Here is a 15,500-nt window from a genome sequence, read left to right as displayed (position 1 = left end):
AATTAATTTTTTAAATTTTTAATAGTCTCACAAAATTCATCAACAATAGAATCAGGAGTCGCCCAAGAGGTAATTAAACGAATGGCTGCTTTTTCTGAATCTATTTTTTTCCAAACATAAAAATCAAAATTCTCAGAAAGTTGAGCAATTTGATTTTGATTTAAAATAGGAAAAATTTGATTGCTAAAAGTGTCTGAGAGAAATTTAAAACCTTTTTCAACAAAGGATTTTTTAATTTTCATTGCTTGAGAATTGGCGTGTTTTGCTAAATCAAAATATAAATTTTTTGTAAATAAAACCTCAAACTGAATTCCCAAAAGTCTCCCTTTTGCGAGCATTCCACCTTTCTGTTTTATGTGAAAACCAAATTCTGTCTGTAATTCTGGATTATTAATTACAATGGCTTCGCCGATTAAAGCACCATTTTTTGTACCGCCTAAATAAAAAGCATCGGTGTATTTTGCAACGTCTTCTGGTTTTAAATCATTGGTTTCTGCTGTTAAAGCGTGTCCTAATCTTGCACCGTCCATCATTAAATACAAATGATTTTTTTTACAAAATTCTGACAAATTTTTTAATTCTTGTTTAGAATAAATAGTTCCGATTTCAGTAGAATTGGAAATGTAAACTAATTTTTGTTTTACTTGATGTGGTTTATTTTGATGAACATCAATCACTTTTTGAATGGCTTCTGGACGAAGTTTTCCATCAAGCGTTTCTACAGCATGAACTTTATGACCAGTTGACTCAATTGCGCCACTTTCATTCGTGAAAATATGACCGGTTGAAGCCGAAACAACGCTTTCGTGGGGACGAAGAAATGCGGAAATTAAAATTAAATTGGCTTGTGTTCCACCCGAAACAAAATAAACTTTTGAGTTTGGAGAATTAATTAAATTTAAAATTTTTTCTTCTGCACTTTTACAATAATCATCTAATCCGTAACCGTTTTGCTGAACTAAATTGGTTTCTAAAAGTTTCTCTAAAATCAAAGGATGACAAGCTTCAGAATAATCATTTTTAAAAGAATATTTCATTCTACTAAATTAATATTTTTAATTTTAAATTATAGTTTTTAAATTTTAAAAATACCACGATTTTCATTAAGAAAATTATTTGAAATTTTGATTATTAAAATGTTTAAAATATAATGTTAGATTTGTATAATATTATTTCTAACATTTCTATGAAAACTTTAACGGAAGAAAATTATTTGAAAGCTATATTTCATTTAATAAAGCCAGATAATACAGTAACTGTAGCGGATTTAAGTAAATTTTTAAATATTAAAATGCCGAGTGTAAATAGCATGATGAAAAAATTTGCTAAAAAAAATTGGGTAAGATATGAAAATTACAAACCTTTAGAAGTTACTGAAAGTTGTAAAAAAGAAGCGGCTTTAATTGTAAGAAAACACCGATTAACAGAAATGTTTTTAGTAAAGAAAATGAATATTGGTTGGGAAAATGTGCATGATATTGCGGAACAATTGGAACACATTCATTCTGATGAATTTTTTGAGAAAATGGATGAATTATTAAATTTTCCAAAGATAGATCCGCATGGAGAACCCATTCCTGATAAAGATGGGAATATTATAGAGCAAGATTTAAAAAAATTAAGCACGTGTAAATTGAATGAAAAAGTAGTTTTAAAAGCTGTTACTTTAGATACAGAAGATTTTCTGAGTTTTTTAAATGAAAGAAATTTAATTTTAGAAATGGAATTACAAATTATTAAAATAGAAAATATCGACGCAACTATGACGGTGAAATTTTTAAATAAAACAGAAGTTTTAAGTAAAATTATTTGTGATAAACTTTTAGTAAAATCATAAAAAAAACAGAGCTAAAACTCTGTTTTTTTTTACTATATTCTAAATTATTTATTTTCCTTCTTTTGCTCTTAAAGCTTCTTCTTTAGCTTTAAATTCTGCAGCTTTTGCATCATTTTTAGCTGTAAGATAAAGTCCTTTTAATAAAGTTACAACATCTACATTATTTGGATCTGCAGCATACCATTTTTCCGCATAAGGAAGCGCACTTAATAATTTTGCTCTTCGCTCTGCAAGAATTTTATTGGCTTCTTCTATTTTCCCAGCTTTTCTTTTCGCATTATAATTATCAATCATTTTTTGATCATCTCCCATTTTTAGAAATGTAAGATTTTGAAGAGCAGAAACGTAATTTGGTTTAATTTCTAAAGCTTTATTAAATGCGTCTTCTGCTTCAGAAACTTTTGAAGGATCAGATTTTAACATTACTCCTAAATTATACCAACTTTCATAATCTTTCGGATTTGCTTCTAATTGCTTTCTTAATATTGCAATAAATTGTTCAGATTTCCCCGAACCAAAATAAGATAAACCGACGATATTCATTAAAGTTGCATCTCCAGGAAATTTTTTCAATCCTTTTTCTGACAAAGCAATTGCTTCATCATATCTTTTTGCGTTATAAAGATTTCTTGCATTTAATTGATATAATTCTTTTTCAATACTTGGCGAAGTTTCAGTTGTGAAATCTTTATACTCAGATGCAGCTCCAGCTTTTTTGAAAATCTCATAAGTATTTTTGTCTAACTTCTCTTGTTTGCCATCTTTTTTATTAGTGGCAAGATAAGTAGTTTCAACACCGGTGTAACCAGAATCTATTAAATCATTGTATAAAATAATAGACTCATCTAATTTATTTGCAGCGGCATAAGAAATTGCAGCATTTTTTAAAATAGATTTATCATCAGTTCCTGCTGCTTTTAAAAGATAATACGTTTCTTTAAACTTATCTCCCGCAAGTGCATAATCTTTAGAATTATAAGCATCTACAGCTTCTTTATTAGTTGCCTGTAAAACTGGGTTAATTTTTTGTCCTAATTTTGCAGAAGTTGTTGGAGTGTAAGTTTCTTCTTTAAGATTGCTTATTCCAGATTTATCTGCGGCTTCTTTACCCACGTAATAAACTCTATCTCTATTTTCATTTTTGCCGGTGTAAATTTTGGTTTTACCCAGATCATTTATTTTCGCTAAAAATGCAGCTCCTTCTTGCGTTTTTCCTGCATTCATTAAAGTTAAACCTTTTGTATAATAATATTGCTCCAAAATTTCTGGTTCCAAAAGATAGGTTTTATCTCCCATCAAACTTTCTGCGGCAGAAAGTTGTGAAACAGCAGTTGCATTATCTCCGCTTTCAATGGCTTTATAAGCACTTGAAATCTCTTTTTTCTGCGCCGTCGCGAAAGTAATCGAGACCAAGGCTAAACTTAAAATTATTTTTCGCATTTTAATTTAATATTATAATTTATATTTATTTTAATTTATTTTTCGTCATTATTTTCTTCGTCATTATTTTCTTCTATTTCTCTATTTTTTTGGGCTTCTTCCGCTTCAATTTTTTTCAAAACTTCTGGATCTCCAATGTTTAAAACATTATCGCCGGTTTGCGGAGCAATTGAAGTTTCTGGATGATTACTATCAATAATTTCATCCTCCACTTCTTCCACTTCTTTATCCATTTCTACTTTTGCAATAGCTGCAATTTCGTCTTCTTTACGAAGATTAATCATTTTTACACCTTGTGTGTTTCTACCCATCACTCTCATATTATCCATATTCATTCGGATTGCAACACCAGATTTATTGATAATCATTAAACCATCTTCATCTGTAACACTTTGAATGGCGATAAGATTTCCAGTTTTTTCTGTAATATTTAAAGTAATTACACCTTTTCCGCCACGGTTTGTAACTCTGTAATCTTCAACTGCAGTTCTTTTTCCGTATCCTTTTTCGGAAACAACTAAAACGGTATCATTTTCTAAATCATTTACCACAATCATTCCAATTACTTCATCATTATCTGATAAGGAAATACCACGAACTCCGATAGAACCTCTTCCGACTGCTCTTGCTTTTGCTTCTGGGAATCGAATACATTTACCATTTTTAGTTGCAATCATAATTTCAGAATTTCCATCTGTTAATCTTGCGCCTAAAAGAACATCATCTTCCCGAATTTCTATGGCATTAATTCCATTTACTCTTGGTCTAGAATAAGCTTCTAAAGATGTTTTCTTAATCGTTCCATTTTTAGTAATCATCACAACATTCATTTTTTGAATGTATTCTTTGTCTTTTAAATCATTGGTTCTGATGTAAGCTTTAATTTTATCATCTGGTTCAATATTTATTAAATTTTGAACGGCTCTACCTTTTGAAGTTTTAGAACCTTCTGGGATTTCAAAAACTCGTAACCAATAACATTTTCCTTTTTCTGTGAAAAACATCATATATTGGTGATTGGTTGCTGTAACAATATACTCTAAGAAATCTTCATCTCTTGTTGTTGCAGCACGATTTCCGACTCCCCCTCTACTTTGAATTTTGTATTCTGATAAAGAAGTTCTTTTAATGTAACCTGCGTGAGAAATTGTTAAAACAACTTTTTCATTTGGAATAATATCTTCAATAGACATTTCTCCACCGCTGTAATCTATTTCTGTTCTGCGTTCGTCGCCATATTTTTCTTTTATTTCTAAAAGTTCTTCTTTAATAATTTCAAAACGTCTTGGTTCATTATCTAAAATATCCTGTAAATCATTAATCAACTTCATAATTTCCTCGTATTCTGCGCGGATTTTATCCAATTCCATGCCGGTTAAACGAGCCAAACGCATATCTAAAATTGCTTGCGCTTGAATGTCTGAAAGTTCAAATTCCGTAATTAAACCTTGTTTTGCATCTGCAGGATTAGAACTATTTCGTATGATTTTAATAGCTTTATCTAAATCATCTTGCGTTCCGATAACTTTCATAAAGCCCTCTAAAATATGGGCTCTTTCTTTTGCTTTTTTAATTTCAAATTCAGTTCTGCGAACAATTACTTCATGTCTGTGATCTACAAAATGATGAATTATATCTTTTAAATTTAGTTGAACTGGTCGTCCTGCAACTAAAGCAATGTTATTACAACTAAAAGAAGTTTGGAGCGCGGTATATTTATAAAGTAAATTTAAAACCACATTTGGAATGGCGTCATTTTTAAGTTCATAAACTACTCGCAAACCATTTCTATCAGATTCATCACGAATTTCATTTATACCAGGAATTTTTTCATCCTTCACTAATTCTGCCGTTCTCGCAATCATATCTGCTTTGTTCACTTGATAAGGAACTTCAGTTACGATTATTGCATTTCTGTTTCCAATTTCTTCAAAACCCACTTTTGCACGAAGAACAATTCTGCCTCTTCCTGTATGAAAAGCATCACGAACACCGTCATAACCATAAATAATTCCACCTGTTGGGAAATCTGGCGCAGTAATATGTTGCATTAATTCATCAATTGTAATTTCATTATTATCGATGTATGCGGTAATTGCGTTTATACTTTCTGTTAAATTATGCGGCGCCATATTAGTCGCCATTCCAACTGCAATTCCAGAAGTTCCATTTACCAAAAGATTTGGAATTCTTGTGGGTAAAACTTTTGGTTCTGTTAAACTGTCATCAAAATTAAATTGAAAATCAACCGTATCTTTATCTAAATCTGATAAAATTTCGTCGGAGATTTTCTGTAATCTTGCTTCTGTATAACGCATTGCTGCAGGCGGATCTCCGTCCATAGAACCAAAATTTCCTTGTCCGTCCACTTGTGGATATCTTAAACTCCAAGGTTGCGCCATTCTCACCATTGCGTCATAAACGGAAAAATCTCCGTGTGGATGATATTTACCTAAAACATCACCTACAATTCTTGCAGATTTTAAATGCTTTCTATTAGAAAAAACATTTAAACCATACATTCCGTATAAAACTCTTCTGTGAACAGGTTTTAAACCATCTCTTACATCAGGTAAAGCTCTGGAAACAATAACAGACATTGAATAATCAATGTACGAAGACTTCATTTCATCAACAATGTTGATAGGAATTAACCTTTCTCCTTCTTTATGCATAAATAAATTTTAATAAAATGAGAATCAGTTTGTTACATTACAAATTTGATTCTTCTAAATTTCTAATTTTAATAACGGGCTAATTTACGAAAAATTACCGATTTTTGCAGTCAATATTTTAGTAAAAATTATAAAAAAATGAGCATTCTAAGTATCACTTTTCACACACCAGAACACCTACTTTTAGAATGGGAAAAATTTCAAGAAAATTCTTTGGAAAATTTAATCGAAAACCTAATTCAAGTAGAACAATTTATTTTATCTGAAGTTGAAAGTGATATGCTTCACGAAGGAAAAAACACCAATCTACTTTTATTTTTTGATGACGAAAATTTGCGTGAAGAATTTGTGGAAAGCGAATTATTGAACCTTCAACATCATATTGAAAAGGAATTTGGGGAAGAAGTGATGGTTTTTAAGACCTATTTAAATGAAAGAAAAACCCGAATTTAAAATTCGGGTTATATTAAATAATTTTTAAAATAATTTAAATTTTTAACTTCTTCTGCTCATCAAAATCCTCAAAACATACCAAAACAATAACATTATTGAAGAAAATAAAAGTAAAGAGGCACCTACATATTGGTCGGTAGAATAAGTATCTTTCAATTTACTGGTTTGGTATAAAATAGTTGCACTTGCTAAAACAACCATTCCCACAGAGAACCAAAGTCCGAGATTAAAGCCAAAAATTGCACCTACTACAATTAATCCCAAAGCAATGAAACCACCCACAACTATTGCAGTTCTCAGAAAAGAAAAATCCGTATTTGTCATAAAAACAACTGCAGTTAATCCTGCAAAAAGCGCAACAGTTATCAATCCCGCTTGTTGAATAATTTCAATTCCAGCGTAACGTGAAGCGATATAAATTAGTGGTAAAAATATAATTGATTCTAAAATGACGTAAAAACTTAAACCTGCATATTGCACATTTCTATCTTGCGACAAAGTCCATTTTTCTGAAACTACAGAACCAAGCCAAAATAAACCCAAAATTCCCAACCAAATAAATCTTCCTCCAAGCATTTTCATAATGAGTTCCTCTGGAATATATTTTAGCAAAAGACTTTCTACAAGCATAAAAGCTAAAATTGCAAGTGCAACGTGCATATAAGTTTTCTTGTAAAATTCAGCTCTTTCTTCGGCTGCAGCGTGTGATATTTGTACGGATGGATTCATGCTTTTTTTATTTTAAAAAAACGAATTTAAGAATTATTTTTTAATTAAAAGCTACATGAATTTCAACATAATTTTGTCATTCCGTAGGAATCTCGGCAACGGAAAAAAAACTTCTAAAAACTACTAAAATTCCTACGGAATGACAAACACTCTTTTTAAAAATCTGCGAGAAAATATTTCTTCAAAATCCGTGAGATTCTGTGGAATCTGTGCGCAAAAATTCTAAATTAAACTCAAAAATTTTAAAGTATTTACATTGTCGGCAAAAGTATTTAAATTTGGATGTTGCGCTTCACCGAATGGAATTGTTTTAAAATTAAAACCACTTTTCCCAACCACACATTGAATTTCCTGCTCATTTTTTTCAATGAAATCTTTCACTTCATTAATGTTTTCATATATAGAAAAATTAACCACAGAAAGCGGAGAAAAAAGAGCTTCATCTTCTTTCAACATTACAAAATTATTATCCCAAAATAATTCTTGATTAAGTAAATAAATTGCTTTATTGTAATCATAATTATTTGCGTATTTATGATGATTAATCACATTTTTAAAATTAAGAAAATTTAAAAATAATCTTTCTAATTCAAAATCTTTTGGAATAAAAAGTCGCGTTACATTTCTACAACCCAAACCAAAATATGTGAAAATATCTTTTGCTAAAAGTTGCAATTCTTCATCTGTTTCATCTCCTTTTATTACTGCGATTGATGTTCTATTTTTCCGGATAATTCTGTCATAATCTTTAAAATAATATTCCAAATATCTTGCAGTATTATTACTACCAGTTGCAATTACAGAATCAAGATTTTCTAATTTTTCTACGAATTCGTATTCAATTTCATTTTCAGAAAAAACTTTCCATAATTTTAATAAAAATGGAATCAATCTTTTATCTTTTGAAGATAATTTAATTAAAGGAATATTTCCACTCAAAATCACACAAACAATATCGTGAAAACCAACCAAAGGAATATTTCCAGCTAAAATTAATCCTACTCTTTTTCGACTCTCTGAAAAATTATATTTTGATAACCATTCATTTAAATTTTCTTCTATGAGTAAACTTGCCCAATCTTTTAAGGCTAATTTCTGATAGTTTTCTGTAAACCAGGGATTTTCATTTTCCGAAATTCTAATGAGGTTTGCAAATTCATTATCTAACTCGTTAAAATTCTCGGGACTTTTAGATAAAAATTCTGTTAAAAATGTGCCTAATTTAGAAAGTCCAAATATGATATATCTTGTTGTCATATACTTTTTGTTGTGCTAAAAAATTGTTAAATTTGTACAAATTTAAAAAAATTAGAAATGGCAATCAGAATAACTGATGAATGTATAAATTGTGGCGCTTGTGAACCCGAATGTCCAAATAATGCAATATATGAAGGCGCTGTAGATTGGAAAGCTTCTGATGGAACAGCTTTGAAGGGAAAAGTTACTTTAACTTCGGGTCTTACTTTGGATGCAGACGCACCTCAAGAACCGGTAAGTGATGATATTTATTTTATTGTTACTGATAAATGTACAGAATGTATGGGATTTCACGAAGAACCTCAATGCGCCGCAGTTTGCCCCGTTGACTGTTGTATTCCAGATGAAGATCATGTAGAATCTGAAGAAAGTTTATTGGCAAAAAAAGCCTTTTTACATGGCGAATAAAATATTTTTAAATAAACTTTTAAAAAATCTCATTAATGAATTCACTTAAACCTTTTTAGGATAAATTAAAAAAAATGGTTAAAAAACATAATTTCAGCGCAGGTCCTTGCATTTTACCGCAGGAAGTTTTCCAAAAATCTGCAGAAGCAATATTAAATTTCAATAATCTTGGACTTTCCTTGTTAGAAATTTCTCACAGAAGTAAAGATTTTGTAGCTGTGATGGATGAAGCGAGATCAATTGTAAAGCGCTTATTGAATTTGGGAGATGAATATGAAGTGCTTTATTTACAAGGTGGTGCGAGTTTACAATTTTTGATGGTTCCATTTAATTTTTTAAAATTAAACGGAAAAGCGGCTTATTTAGATACTGGAACTTGGTCTTCAAATGCAATTAAAGAAGCAAAAAAATTAGGAAATGTAGATGTTGTTGCATCTTCCAAAGATGAAAATTACTCTTTTATTCCAAAAGATTTTAAAGTAGATTCCGCTTGTGATTATTTTCATTGCACTTCTAATAATACCATTTATGGAACTCAAATTAAAACTTTCCCAAATGTTGAAACGTTAATGGTTTGTGATATGAGTTCAGATATTTTTAGCCGCGTCATTGATTTCAGTCAATTTGATTTAATTTACGCCGGAGCACAAAAAAATATGGGACCAGCGGGAACAACTTTAGTGGTAGTTAAAAAAGAAATTTTAGGCAAAACTGGACGTGATATTCCTTCAATGCTCGATTATTCTTTGCATATCGCAAAAGAGTCGATGTTTAATACACCGCCAGTTTTTGCAGTTTATGCGTCACTTTTAACGCTTCAACATTTAGAAAAAAATGGTGGAATTGCTGCAGCTGAAAAAGTAAATAATCAAAAAGCAAGTTTGCTTTATGATGAAATTGATAGAAATCCTTTGTTTGAAACTTTTTGTAAAAAAGAAGACCGTTCAAATATGAACGCCGCTTTCAAATTAAAAGATGAATCCAAAAAAGAAGAATTTGATTCGGCTTGGAAAGCAGCAGGAATAAATGGATTAAATGGACATCGGAGTTTAGGCGGTTACAGAGCAAGTATGTACAACGCTTTGCCTTTAGAAAGCGTTCAAGTTTTGGTGGATGTAATGAAAAATTTTAAATAGATTGAATGAAAGTTTTAGCAAACGACGGCATTTCGGAAAATGGCATAAAAGCGATTGAAGAAGCTGGAATAGAATTTTTAAATCAACGTGTAGCGCCAGAACAATTAGCGAATTTTATAAATGAAAATAAAGTCGATGTTCTTTTAGTTAGAAGTGCAACGAAAGTTTCCAAAGAATTAATTGACGCTTGTTCTTCTCTTAAAATTATCGGTCGTGGCGGAATTGGAATGGACAATATTGCGGTAGATTACGCAAAAGAAAAAGGCATAAAAGTTATAAATACACCAACTGCTTCTTCCAAATCTGTCGCAGAATTGGTTTTCGGACATTTCTTTACAATGGCAAGATTTCTTCATGAATCCAATCGATTAATGCCGCTTGAAGGAGACACAAGATTTAAAGACTTAAAAAAAGATTTTAAAAACGCATTTGAAATTTCAGGTAAAACTTTAGGCGTTATTGGTTTTGGTTCTATTGGTCAAGAAGTTATAAAAATGGGAATAGCTTTGGGAATGAAAGTAAAAGTATGTACTAGAAAACCAAAAACTGAAAATTTAGAACTTCATTTTTTTGATGGACAAACCGTAAATTTTAAAATAACTTCCACTAATAATATAGAAGAATTTTTGTCTGATTGTGATTTTATAAGTATCAATACGCCAAAAACTACAGAATATATTTTATCAACATCTGAATTTGAAAAAATGAAAGATGGAGTTTTCATTGTAAATACTGCAAGAGGTGGCGTTTTAGATGAAGTTGCAATGGTAAATTTTATTGAAAATAAAAAGATTGCAGGCGCAGCTTTAGATGTTTTTGAAAATGAACCTACTCCGGAACTTGCTTTGTTAATGAATCCTGCGATTTCACTTTCTCCTCATATTGCAGGAAGTACAGTTGATGCACAAAATAAAATAGGAATTGAACTTGCTGAACAACTAATTGCTCTAAAAAAAGATTTTTAATAAATGCCAAATTTTAAACCTTTCCGTGGTGTAAGACCTACAAAAGATTTTGTAGAAATTTTTCCTACACATCCTTTAGATAATTTTTCACAAGAAGAAATTAATGAAAAATCTGCCATAGATTCTTCCTATATTCAAATGATAAAACCTTACGTAGTGAGCAAATCAAAGGATATCGACAGAAATTTACGAAAAATTCGAACCAATTATGAAGAACTTTTAGCCGATCATAAATTGGTGCAAGATGACGCTTCTTTTTATTTATATTCTCAAACTTATCCAAATAAAAAAGTGTTTCGTGGATTGCTTGGTTTGGTAAGTGTGGAAGAATTTTGGGAAGGAAAAATTAAAAAACACGAATCTACTTTAACAGCAAAAAAAGAAAAATTAGCACATTATTTAGAGAAAGTTAATCTTCAAGCAGAACCCGTTTTGCTCACTTATCCATCAAATTCTAAAGTAGAATTATTGATGAATTATGAAGAAAAAAACATTCCGATTTTAAATTATGTAGATGATTTAGGAACGCGCCATAAAATCTGGAAAATAGACAACCGTCTAAAAATGAAAGAATTAAAAGATGTTTTAGAACAAATTGATTCTTTTTACATCGCAGATGGACATCACAGAATTGGTTCCGCAGCTTTAAACGCAAAAAACCAGAAAGAAAAAAATAAAAAACACAATGGTACAGAACATTACAACTACGTTTTCAGTTATATTGTTTCCAACCAATCAATTAAAATAAACGATTATAATCGGCTTTTAAAAAACTTAAACGGATTAACTTCTGAAGAGTTTTTAAAGAAATTAGAAACTAATTTTCTAATTCATGAGAAAGGTGAAAATCCTTATTTCCCTTCTCAGAAATTCCATTTTAGTATGTATTTGGATGGAAAATTTTACAGTTTACACGTAAAGCACGACGTTCGTAAATCTGCAGATACAAATGATTTAGATCACAAATTAATGCGGAAATATATTTTCAAAGATATTTTTGATATTTTTGATCCTAAAACTTCTGATGAAATTACTTATATCAAAGGAAATTCCAGCATCGAAGGGATTTTAAAGATAAAAGAAGAAGTAGATTCCGGCAAATATAAAGTGGGATTCGGTATTTATCCCGTTAGTTTTTCTGATATGCTAAAAATCTCCGATGAAAAACTCATTATGCCGCCAAAATGCACTTACATTGAACCAAAATTGGTGACGGCTTTGGTGATGTATGATATGAAATAATAAAATTTAACCATTATTTTCATTTTAGTTCTTTCAATTTTTGAAAGAACTTTTTTATTAAAATTTTATACTTCTATTTCTCTGTTTTCAAAAAATAATAATTAATTTTGAAAGACAAACAAAAACTATTTAAATGAAAAAACTCACCCTACTTCTTCCGCTCTTTTGGGGCGGATTATTTTTTTCCCAATCCAAATCAGATTCCATAGAATTTAAAAATATCTCCGATGAAATTTTAACGAATGGACAAGCGTATAATAATTTGCACCAATTAGCAAAAGATATTGGTCACAGATTAAGCGGTTCTGAAGCTTATGAAAAAGCAACAAAATGGGCATATAAAAAATTGAAAGAAGCAGGTGCAGATAAGGTTTGGTATCAAGAGGTGATGGTTCCTGTTTGGGAAAGAGGAAAAGAATCTTTGCAAATTAAATCTGGAACAAATTCTTGGAAATCTTTAAATATGCTTTCTATCGGAAATACGGAAGGAACGAACGGAAAAGATTTAGAAGGTGAAATTATTTATGTAAAAAGTTTGGAAGATTTAGATAAAATGAAAGATTCCGAAGTAAAAGATAAAATTGTTTTTTTTAATTATCCTTTTAACCAAACTTTCATTTCTACGGGACAAGCTTATGGCGACGCTGGAAAATACAGATTTGTAGCCGCTTCTTTTGTTGCAAAAAAAGGTGGAAAAGCAATGATCATTCGTTCTCTTTCTTCGGCTTTTGATGATGTTCCACATACTGGAACTCAGCGTTACGACGAAAGATATCCAAAAATTCCTGCAGTTTGCATTGGTGTAAAAAGTGCAGATGAATTAGAAAAAACTTTAGAATCTGAAAAAGTTTTTGCGAAATTAAATTCAAATTGTGGAATGAAAGGCGAAAGACTCACGCATTCTGTAATTGGAGAAATTACGGGAAAAAAAGACCAATCGGTAATCGCAGTTGGTGGACATTTGGATTCTTGGGACGTAGGAGAAGGAGCAACTGACGACGGAGCGGGCGTTGTACAAGCAATTGAAGTTTTAAGAACATTTAAAAAATTAAATATTCCAAACAATCATACAATTAGAGTTATTTGTTTTGCGAATGAAGAAAACGGCGCAAAAGGTGCAAAAAAATATGCAGAAGAAGCCAAACGAAAAAATGAAAAACATCTATTTGCTTTGGAAAGTGATTCTGGTGGTTTTGCACCACGCGGTTTTGGTTTGGTAATGAGTGATGGAAAAAGAAATGAAGTAAAATCTTGGTCCAATTTATTCTTGCCTTATGGAATTTATGATTTTGATAAAAATTATGCCGGAACCGATGTACAACCTTTGCAAGAATTAGGATCTGCAACGGGCGAATTATCACCAGATTCTGCGCGTTATTTTGATATTCATCACACCACAGAAGATATTTTTGAAAAAGTTAACCGACGAGAATTACTTTCTGGAGCTTCCGCTGAAACGCAATTGCTTTATATGATTGATAAATATTGGTAATGGCGAAAGAACCGTTTTACAATAGTTTATTATTTTCCTTAAAAGGTTTAAAATGGATTTTTAGAAATGAGCGCAATTTTCAATTGGAAATTGCAGCTTTATTTTTAAATTTATTTTTGATATTATTTTTAAGATTAAATTTAATTGATGCCGTTTTAATACTTCTAGTTTCTGCTTTTGTTTTAGTAACCGAAATTATAAATACTACAATTGAGAAATTATGTGATTTTGTAGAACCCAGTTTTAATAAAAAAATTGGAATTATAAAAGATATTTCGGCAGGCGCAGTTCTTTTATCTACAATTTTTGCAATTGTAATTGGTGCAATAATTTATTGGCCTTATTTAGAAAAAATACTGTCTTCATAACTTTCTTTCGCAGCTTGATAACCGATATCAAAAATTTCTTCTAATCGATGTGCTTTTCTTTCAAAAGTACCGTAAGATGCTAGTTTTTTTGAAGTAATAAACCAATCACAATAGGCAAATTTGTGAATTTCTGTACGATGTGAAAGCAATTCGTAAGCTCGCGTAGTTACAGATCTAATGGTAGAAAGACTTTCCATTGAAGCGTCTTCTGGCATTGAAACGTAAACGCCAATCATTTTTTCGCAGTCTGCTTTTATAATATCTGCAGGGAAATTATTTAAAACTCCACCATCGCTAAACATTTCATCTCCTACAATGTAAGGTGTTGTTATTCCTGGAATGCAACACGACGCAATAATGGCATCAACAATTTTGAAATCTCTACCAAAAATTCTTTGCTCACCGGTAATTAATTCTGTAGCAATAATGCGAACATCCTTTTCTAATTCTCCCAAAGTAAGTTCTCCAAAAACAGGTAATAAATATTCACTAAAAATCGAGGATGAAACCAGACCCGGTTTATTAATGGTAAAATGTCGCCAATTAAAAAAATAAACAGATTTAAAAAATTCTAAAATCTCTTCTGGTTTTTTTCCAACGGCATATAAACTTCCGACAATAGAACCTGCGCTACAACAAGCCAAAATTTCTGGAATTATATTTTTCTCTTCTAAAAATTTTAAAACACCCGCATGAGCAACTCCTTTCGTTCCGCCTCCGGATAAAACCAAGCCTAAATTTTTCATTTAATTTACATTAACTCCGAATAAATATCCAACAAAAGCAGAAGCAATCATTGCTAAAGTTCCCCAAATGGTAATTCTAACAATGGCTTTAAAAATATGTGAACCGCCGCCACGAGCGGAAAGGTAACCCAAAATAATTAAAAATATAATCGTAAAACCGTATTGATAATACATCATTTCCTTTAAAGGTAAAAATACACTCACTAAAAGTGGTAGAATTCCACCTGCGACAAATGCAGCACCACTTGCAAATGCGGCTTGAAAAGGTTGCGCTTTCATAATTTCATTAATGCCCAATTCATCTCTTGCGTGCGCTCCTAAAGCATCGTGTTCGTGTAATTGATGTGCAACTTCTAAAGATAATTTTTCAGTTAAACCTCGTTTTTGATAAATTTTTGCCAATTCGTGCATTTCATGTTCTGGCATTTCTTCTAATTCTTTGGCTTCTCTTTTTAAATCTGCAGCTTCAATATCGGCTTGTGAACTTACGGAAACAAATTCTCCTGCAGCCATTGCAAAAACACCTGCAACTAAACCTGCCAAAGTTGCTAAAATTAAAATTTCTCTGCTTGAACCTGCAGCTGAAACTCCTACTGCAATACTTGCAACTGAAACAATCCCGTCATTTGCGCCTAAAACTGCAGCGCGAATCCAGTTGCTTCGGTTGATAAAATGGTCTTCAAATTTTATTTCTTTTTCCATTGAATAAATTTATAAAAAAAGCGGTTATAAAACCGCCTTTTAGTAATTTG

At 31.0% G+C, this 15,500-nt stretch carries 15 protein-coding genes; 8 read left to right on the top strand and 7 right to left on the bottom strand.

The annotated features are described in order from the left end of the window. Window positions 1–2: 2 nt before the first annotated feature. Window positions 3–1,037, bottom strand: a complete 1,035-nt coding sequence (locus ACN0WB_RS03495; protein ID WP_417428892.1) for a threonine aldolase family protein — start codon at window positions 1,035–1,037, stop codon at window positions 3–5. 149 nt (window positions 1,038–1,186) lie between these two features. Between ACN0WB_RS03495 and ACN0WB_RS03490 the strand changes: the two genes are divergently transcribed. Then, window positions 1,187–1,837: a metal-dependent transcriptional regulator gene (locus ACN0WB_RS03490; protein WP_417429732.1), complete on the top strand. Its 651-nt coding sequence runs from the start codon at window positions 1,187–1,189 to the stop codon at window positions 1,835–1,837. 48 nt (window positions 1,838–1,885) lie between these two features. Here ACN0WB_RS03490 and ACN0WB_RS03485 read toward each other — a convergent pair whose 3' ends face one another. Together ACN0WB_RS03485 and gyrA are read right to left on the bottom strand one after the other, a co-directional pair. Beyond that, entirely contained in the window at window positions 1,886–3,277 is a 1,392-nt protein-coding gene (locus ACN0WB_RS03485; RefSeq protein ID WP_417428890.1) for a hypothetical protein, read from the bottom strand. Between the two features lie 35 nt (window positions 3,278–3,312). Then, entirely contained in the window at window positions 3,313–5,952 is a 2,640-nt protein-coding gene (gene gyrA / locus ACN0WB_RS03480; protein ID WP_417428888.1) for a DNA gyrase subunit A, read from the bottom strand. 138 nt (window positions 5,953–6,090) lie between these two features. On the opposite strand from gyrA, the gene ACN0WB_RS03475 reads away from it, so the two are divergent. Beyond that, entirely contained in the window at window positions 6,091–6,405 is a 315-nt protein-coding gene (locus ACN0WB_RS03475; RefSeq protein WP_417428886.1) for a DUF4286 family protein, read from the top strand. Window positions 6,406–6,447: 42 nt separating this feature from the next. Here the strand turns inward: ACN0WB_RS03475 and ACN0WB_RS03470 are convergent, their stop codons facing one another. Then, complete coding sequence (locus tag ACN0WB_RS03470) at window positions 6,448–7,134, bottom strand: Bax inhibitor-1 family protein (protein WP_417428884.1); 687 nt, start codon at window positions 7,132–7,134, stop codon at window positions 6,448–6,450. A gap of 222 nt (window positions 7,135–7,356) precedes the next feature. Then, the gene (locus ACN0WB_RS03465) at window positions 7,357–8,391 is read right to left on the bottom strand and encodes an acyl-CoA reductase (protein WP_417428882.1); all 1,035 of its coding nucleotides are present in this window, start codon (window positions 8,389–8,391) and stop codon (window positions 7,357–7,359) included. A 57-nt stretch (window positions 8,392–8,448) separates the two neighbouring features. On the opposite strand from ACN0WB_RS03465, the gene ACN0WB_RS03460 reads away from it, so the two are divergent. From ACN0WB_RS03460 to ACN0WB_RS03435, 6 genes are all read left to right on the top strand, one after another. Next, a complete protein-coding gene (locus ACN0WB_RS03460) occupies window positions 8,449–8,799 on the top strand; it encodes a 4Fe-4S dicluster domain-containing protein (RefSeq protein WP_417428880.1) in 351 nt (116 codons plus the stop codon). 74 nt (window positions 8,800–8,873) lie between these two features. Next, on the top strand, window positions 8,874–9,935 hold the full coding sequence (gene serC / locus ACN0WB_RS03455) for a 3-phosphoserine/phosphohydroxythreonine transaminase (RefSeq protein WP_417428878.1): 1,062 nt from the start codon (window positions 8,874–8,876) through the stop codon (window positions 9,933–9,935). A gap of 5 nt (window positions 9,936–9,940) precedes the next feature. Continuing rightward, entirely contained in the window at window positions 9,941–10,900 is a 960-nt protein-coding gene (locus ACN0WB_RS03450; RefSeq protein ID WP_417428876.1) for a D-2-hydroxyacid dehydrogenase, read from the top strand. A 3-nt stretch (window positions 10,901–10,903) separates the two neighbouring features. Beyond that, window positions 10,904–12,142, top strand: a complete 1,239-nt coding sequence (locus tag ACN0WB_RS03445; protein WP_417428875.1) for a DUF1015 domain-containing protein — start codon at window positions 10,904–10,906, stop codon at window positions 12,140–12,142. A gap of 133 nt (window positions 12,143–12,275) precedes the next feature. Next, window positions 12,276–13,634, top strand: coding sequence for a M20/M25/M40 family metallo-hydrolase (locus ACN0WB_RS03440; protein ID WP_417428873.1), 1,359 nt, complete (start codon window positions 12,276–12,278; stop codon window positions 13,632–13,634). Next, window positions 13,634–14,002, top strand: coding sequence for a diacylglycerol kinase (locus ACN0WB_RS03435; RefSeq protein ID WP_417428871.1), 369 nt, complete (start codon window positions 13,634–13,636; stop codon window positions 14,000–14,002). Before ACN0WB_RS03440 ends, ACN0WB_RS03435 begins: the two co-directional genes overlap by 1 nt. On the opposite strand, the gene ACN0WB_RS03430 is transcribed toward ACN0WB_RS03435, so the two are convergent. Further along, window positions 13,975–14,748: a patatin-like phospholipase family protein gene (locus ACN0WB_RS03430; protein ID WP_417428869.1), complete on the bottom strand. Its 774-nt coding sequence runs from the start codon at window positions 14,746–14,748 to the stop codon at window positions 13,975–13,977. The two genes, ACN0WB_RS03435 and ACN0WB_RS03430, sit on opposite strands and share 28 nt — an antisense overlap. Continuing rightward, window positions 14,749–15,450, bottom strand: coding sequence for a VIT1/CCC1 transporter family protein (locus tag ACN0WB_RS03425; protein WP_417428867.1), 702 nt, complete (start codon window positions 15,448–15,450; stop codon window positions 14,749–14,751). Window positions 15,451–15,500 lie beyond the last annotated feature (50 nt).

This window comes from Halpernia sp. (assembly GCF_048269545.1).
In the GTDB taxonomy this organism is placed as follows: Bacteria; Bacteroidota; Bacteroidia; order Flavobacteriales; family Weeksellaceae; genus Halpernia.
The sequence above is the reverse complement of the archived record's forward strand: the minus strand, read 5'-3'. Positions and strand labels throughout refer to the sequence as shown.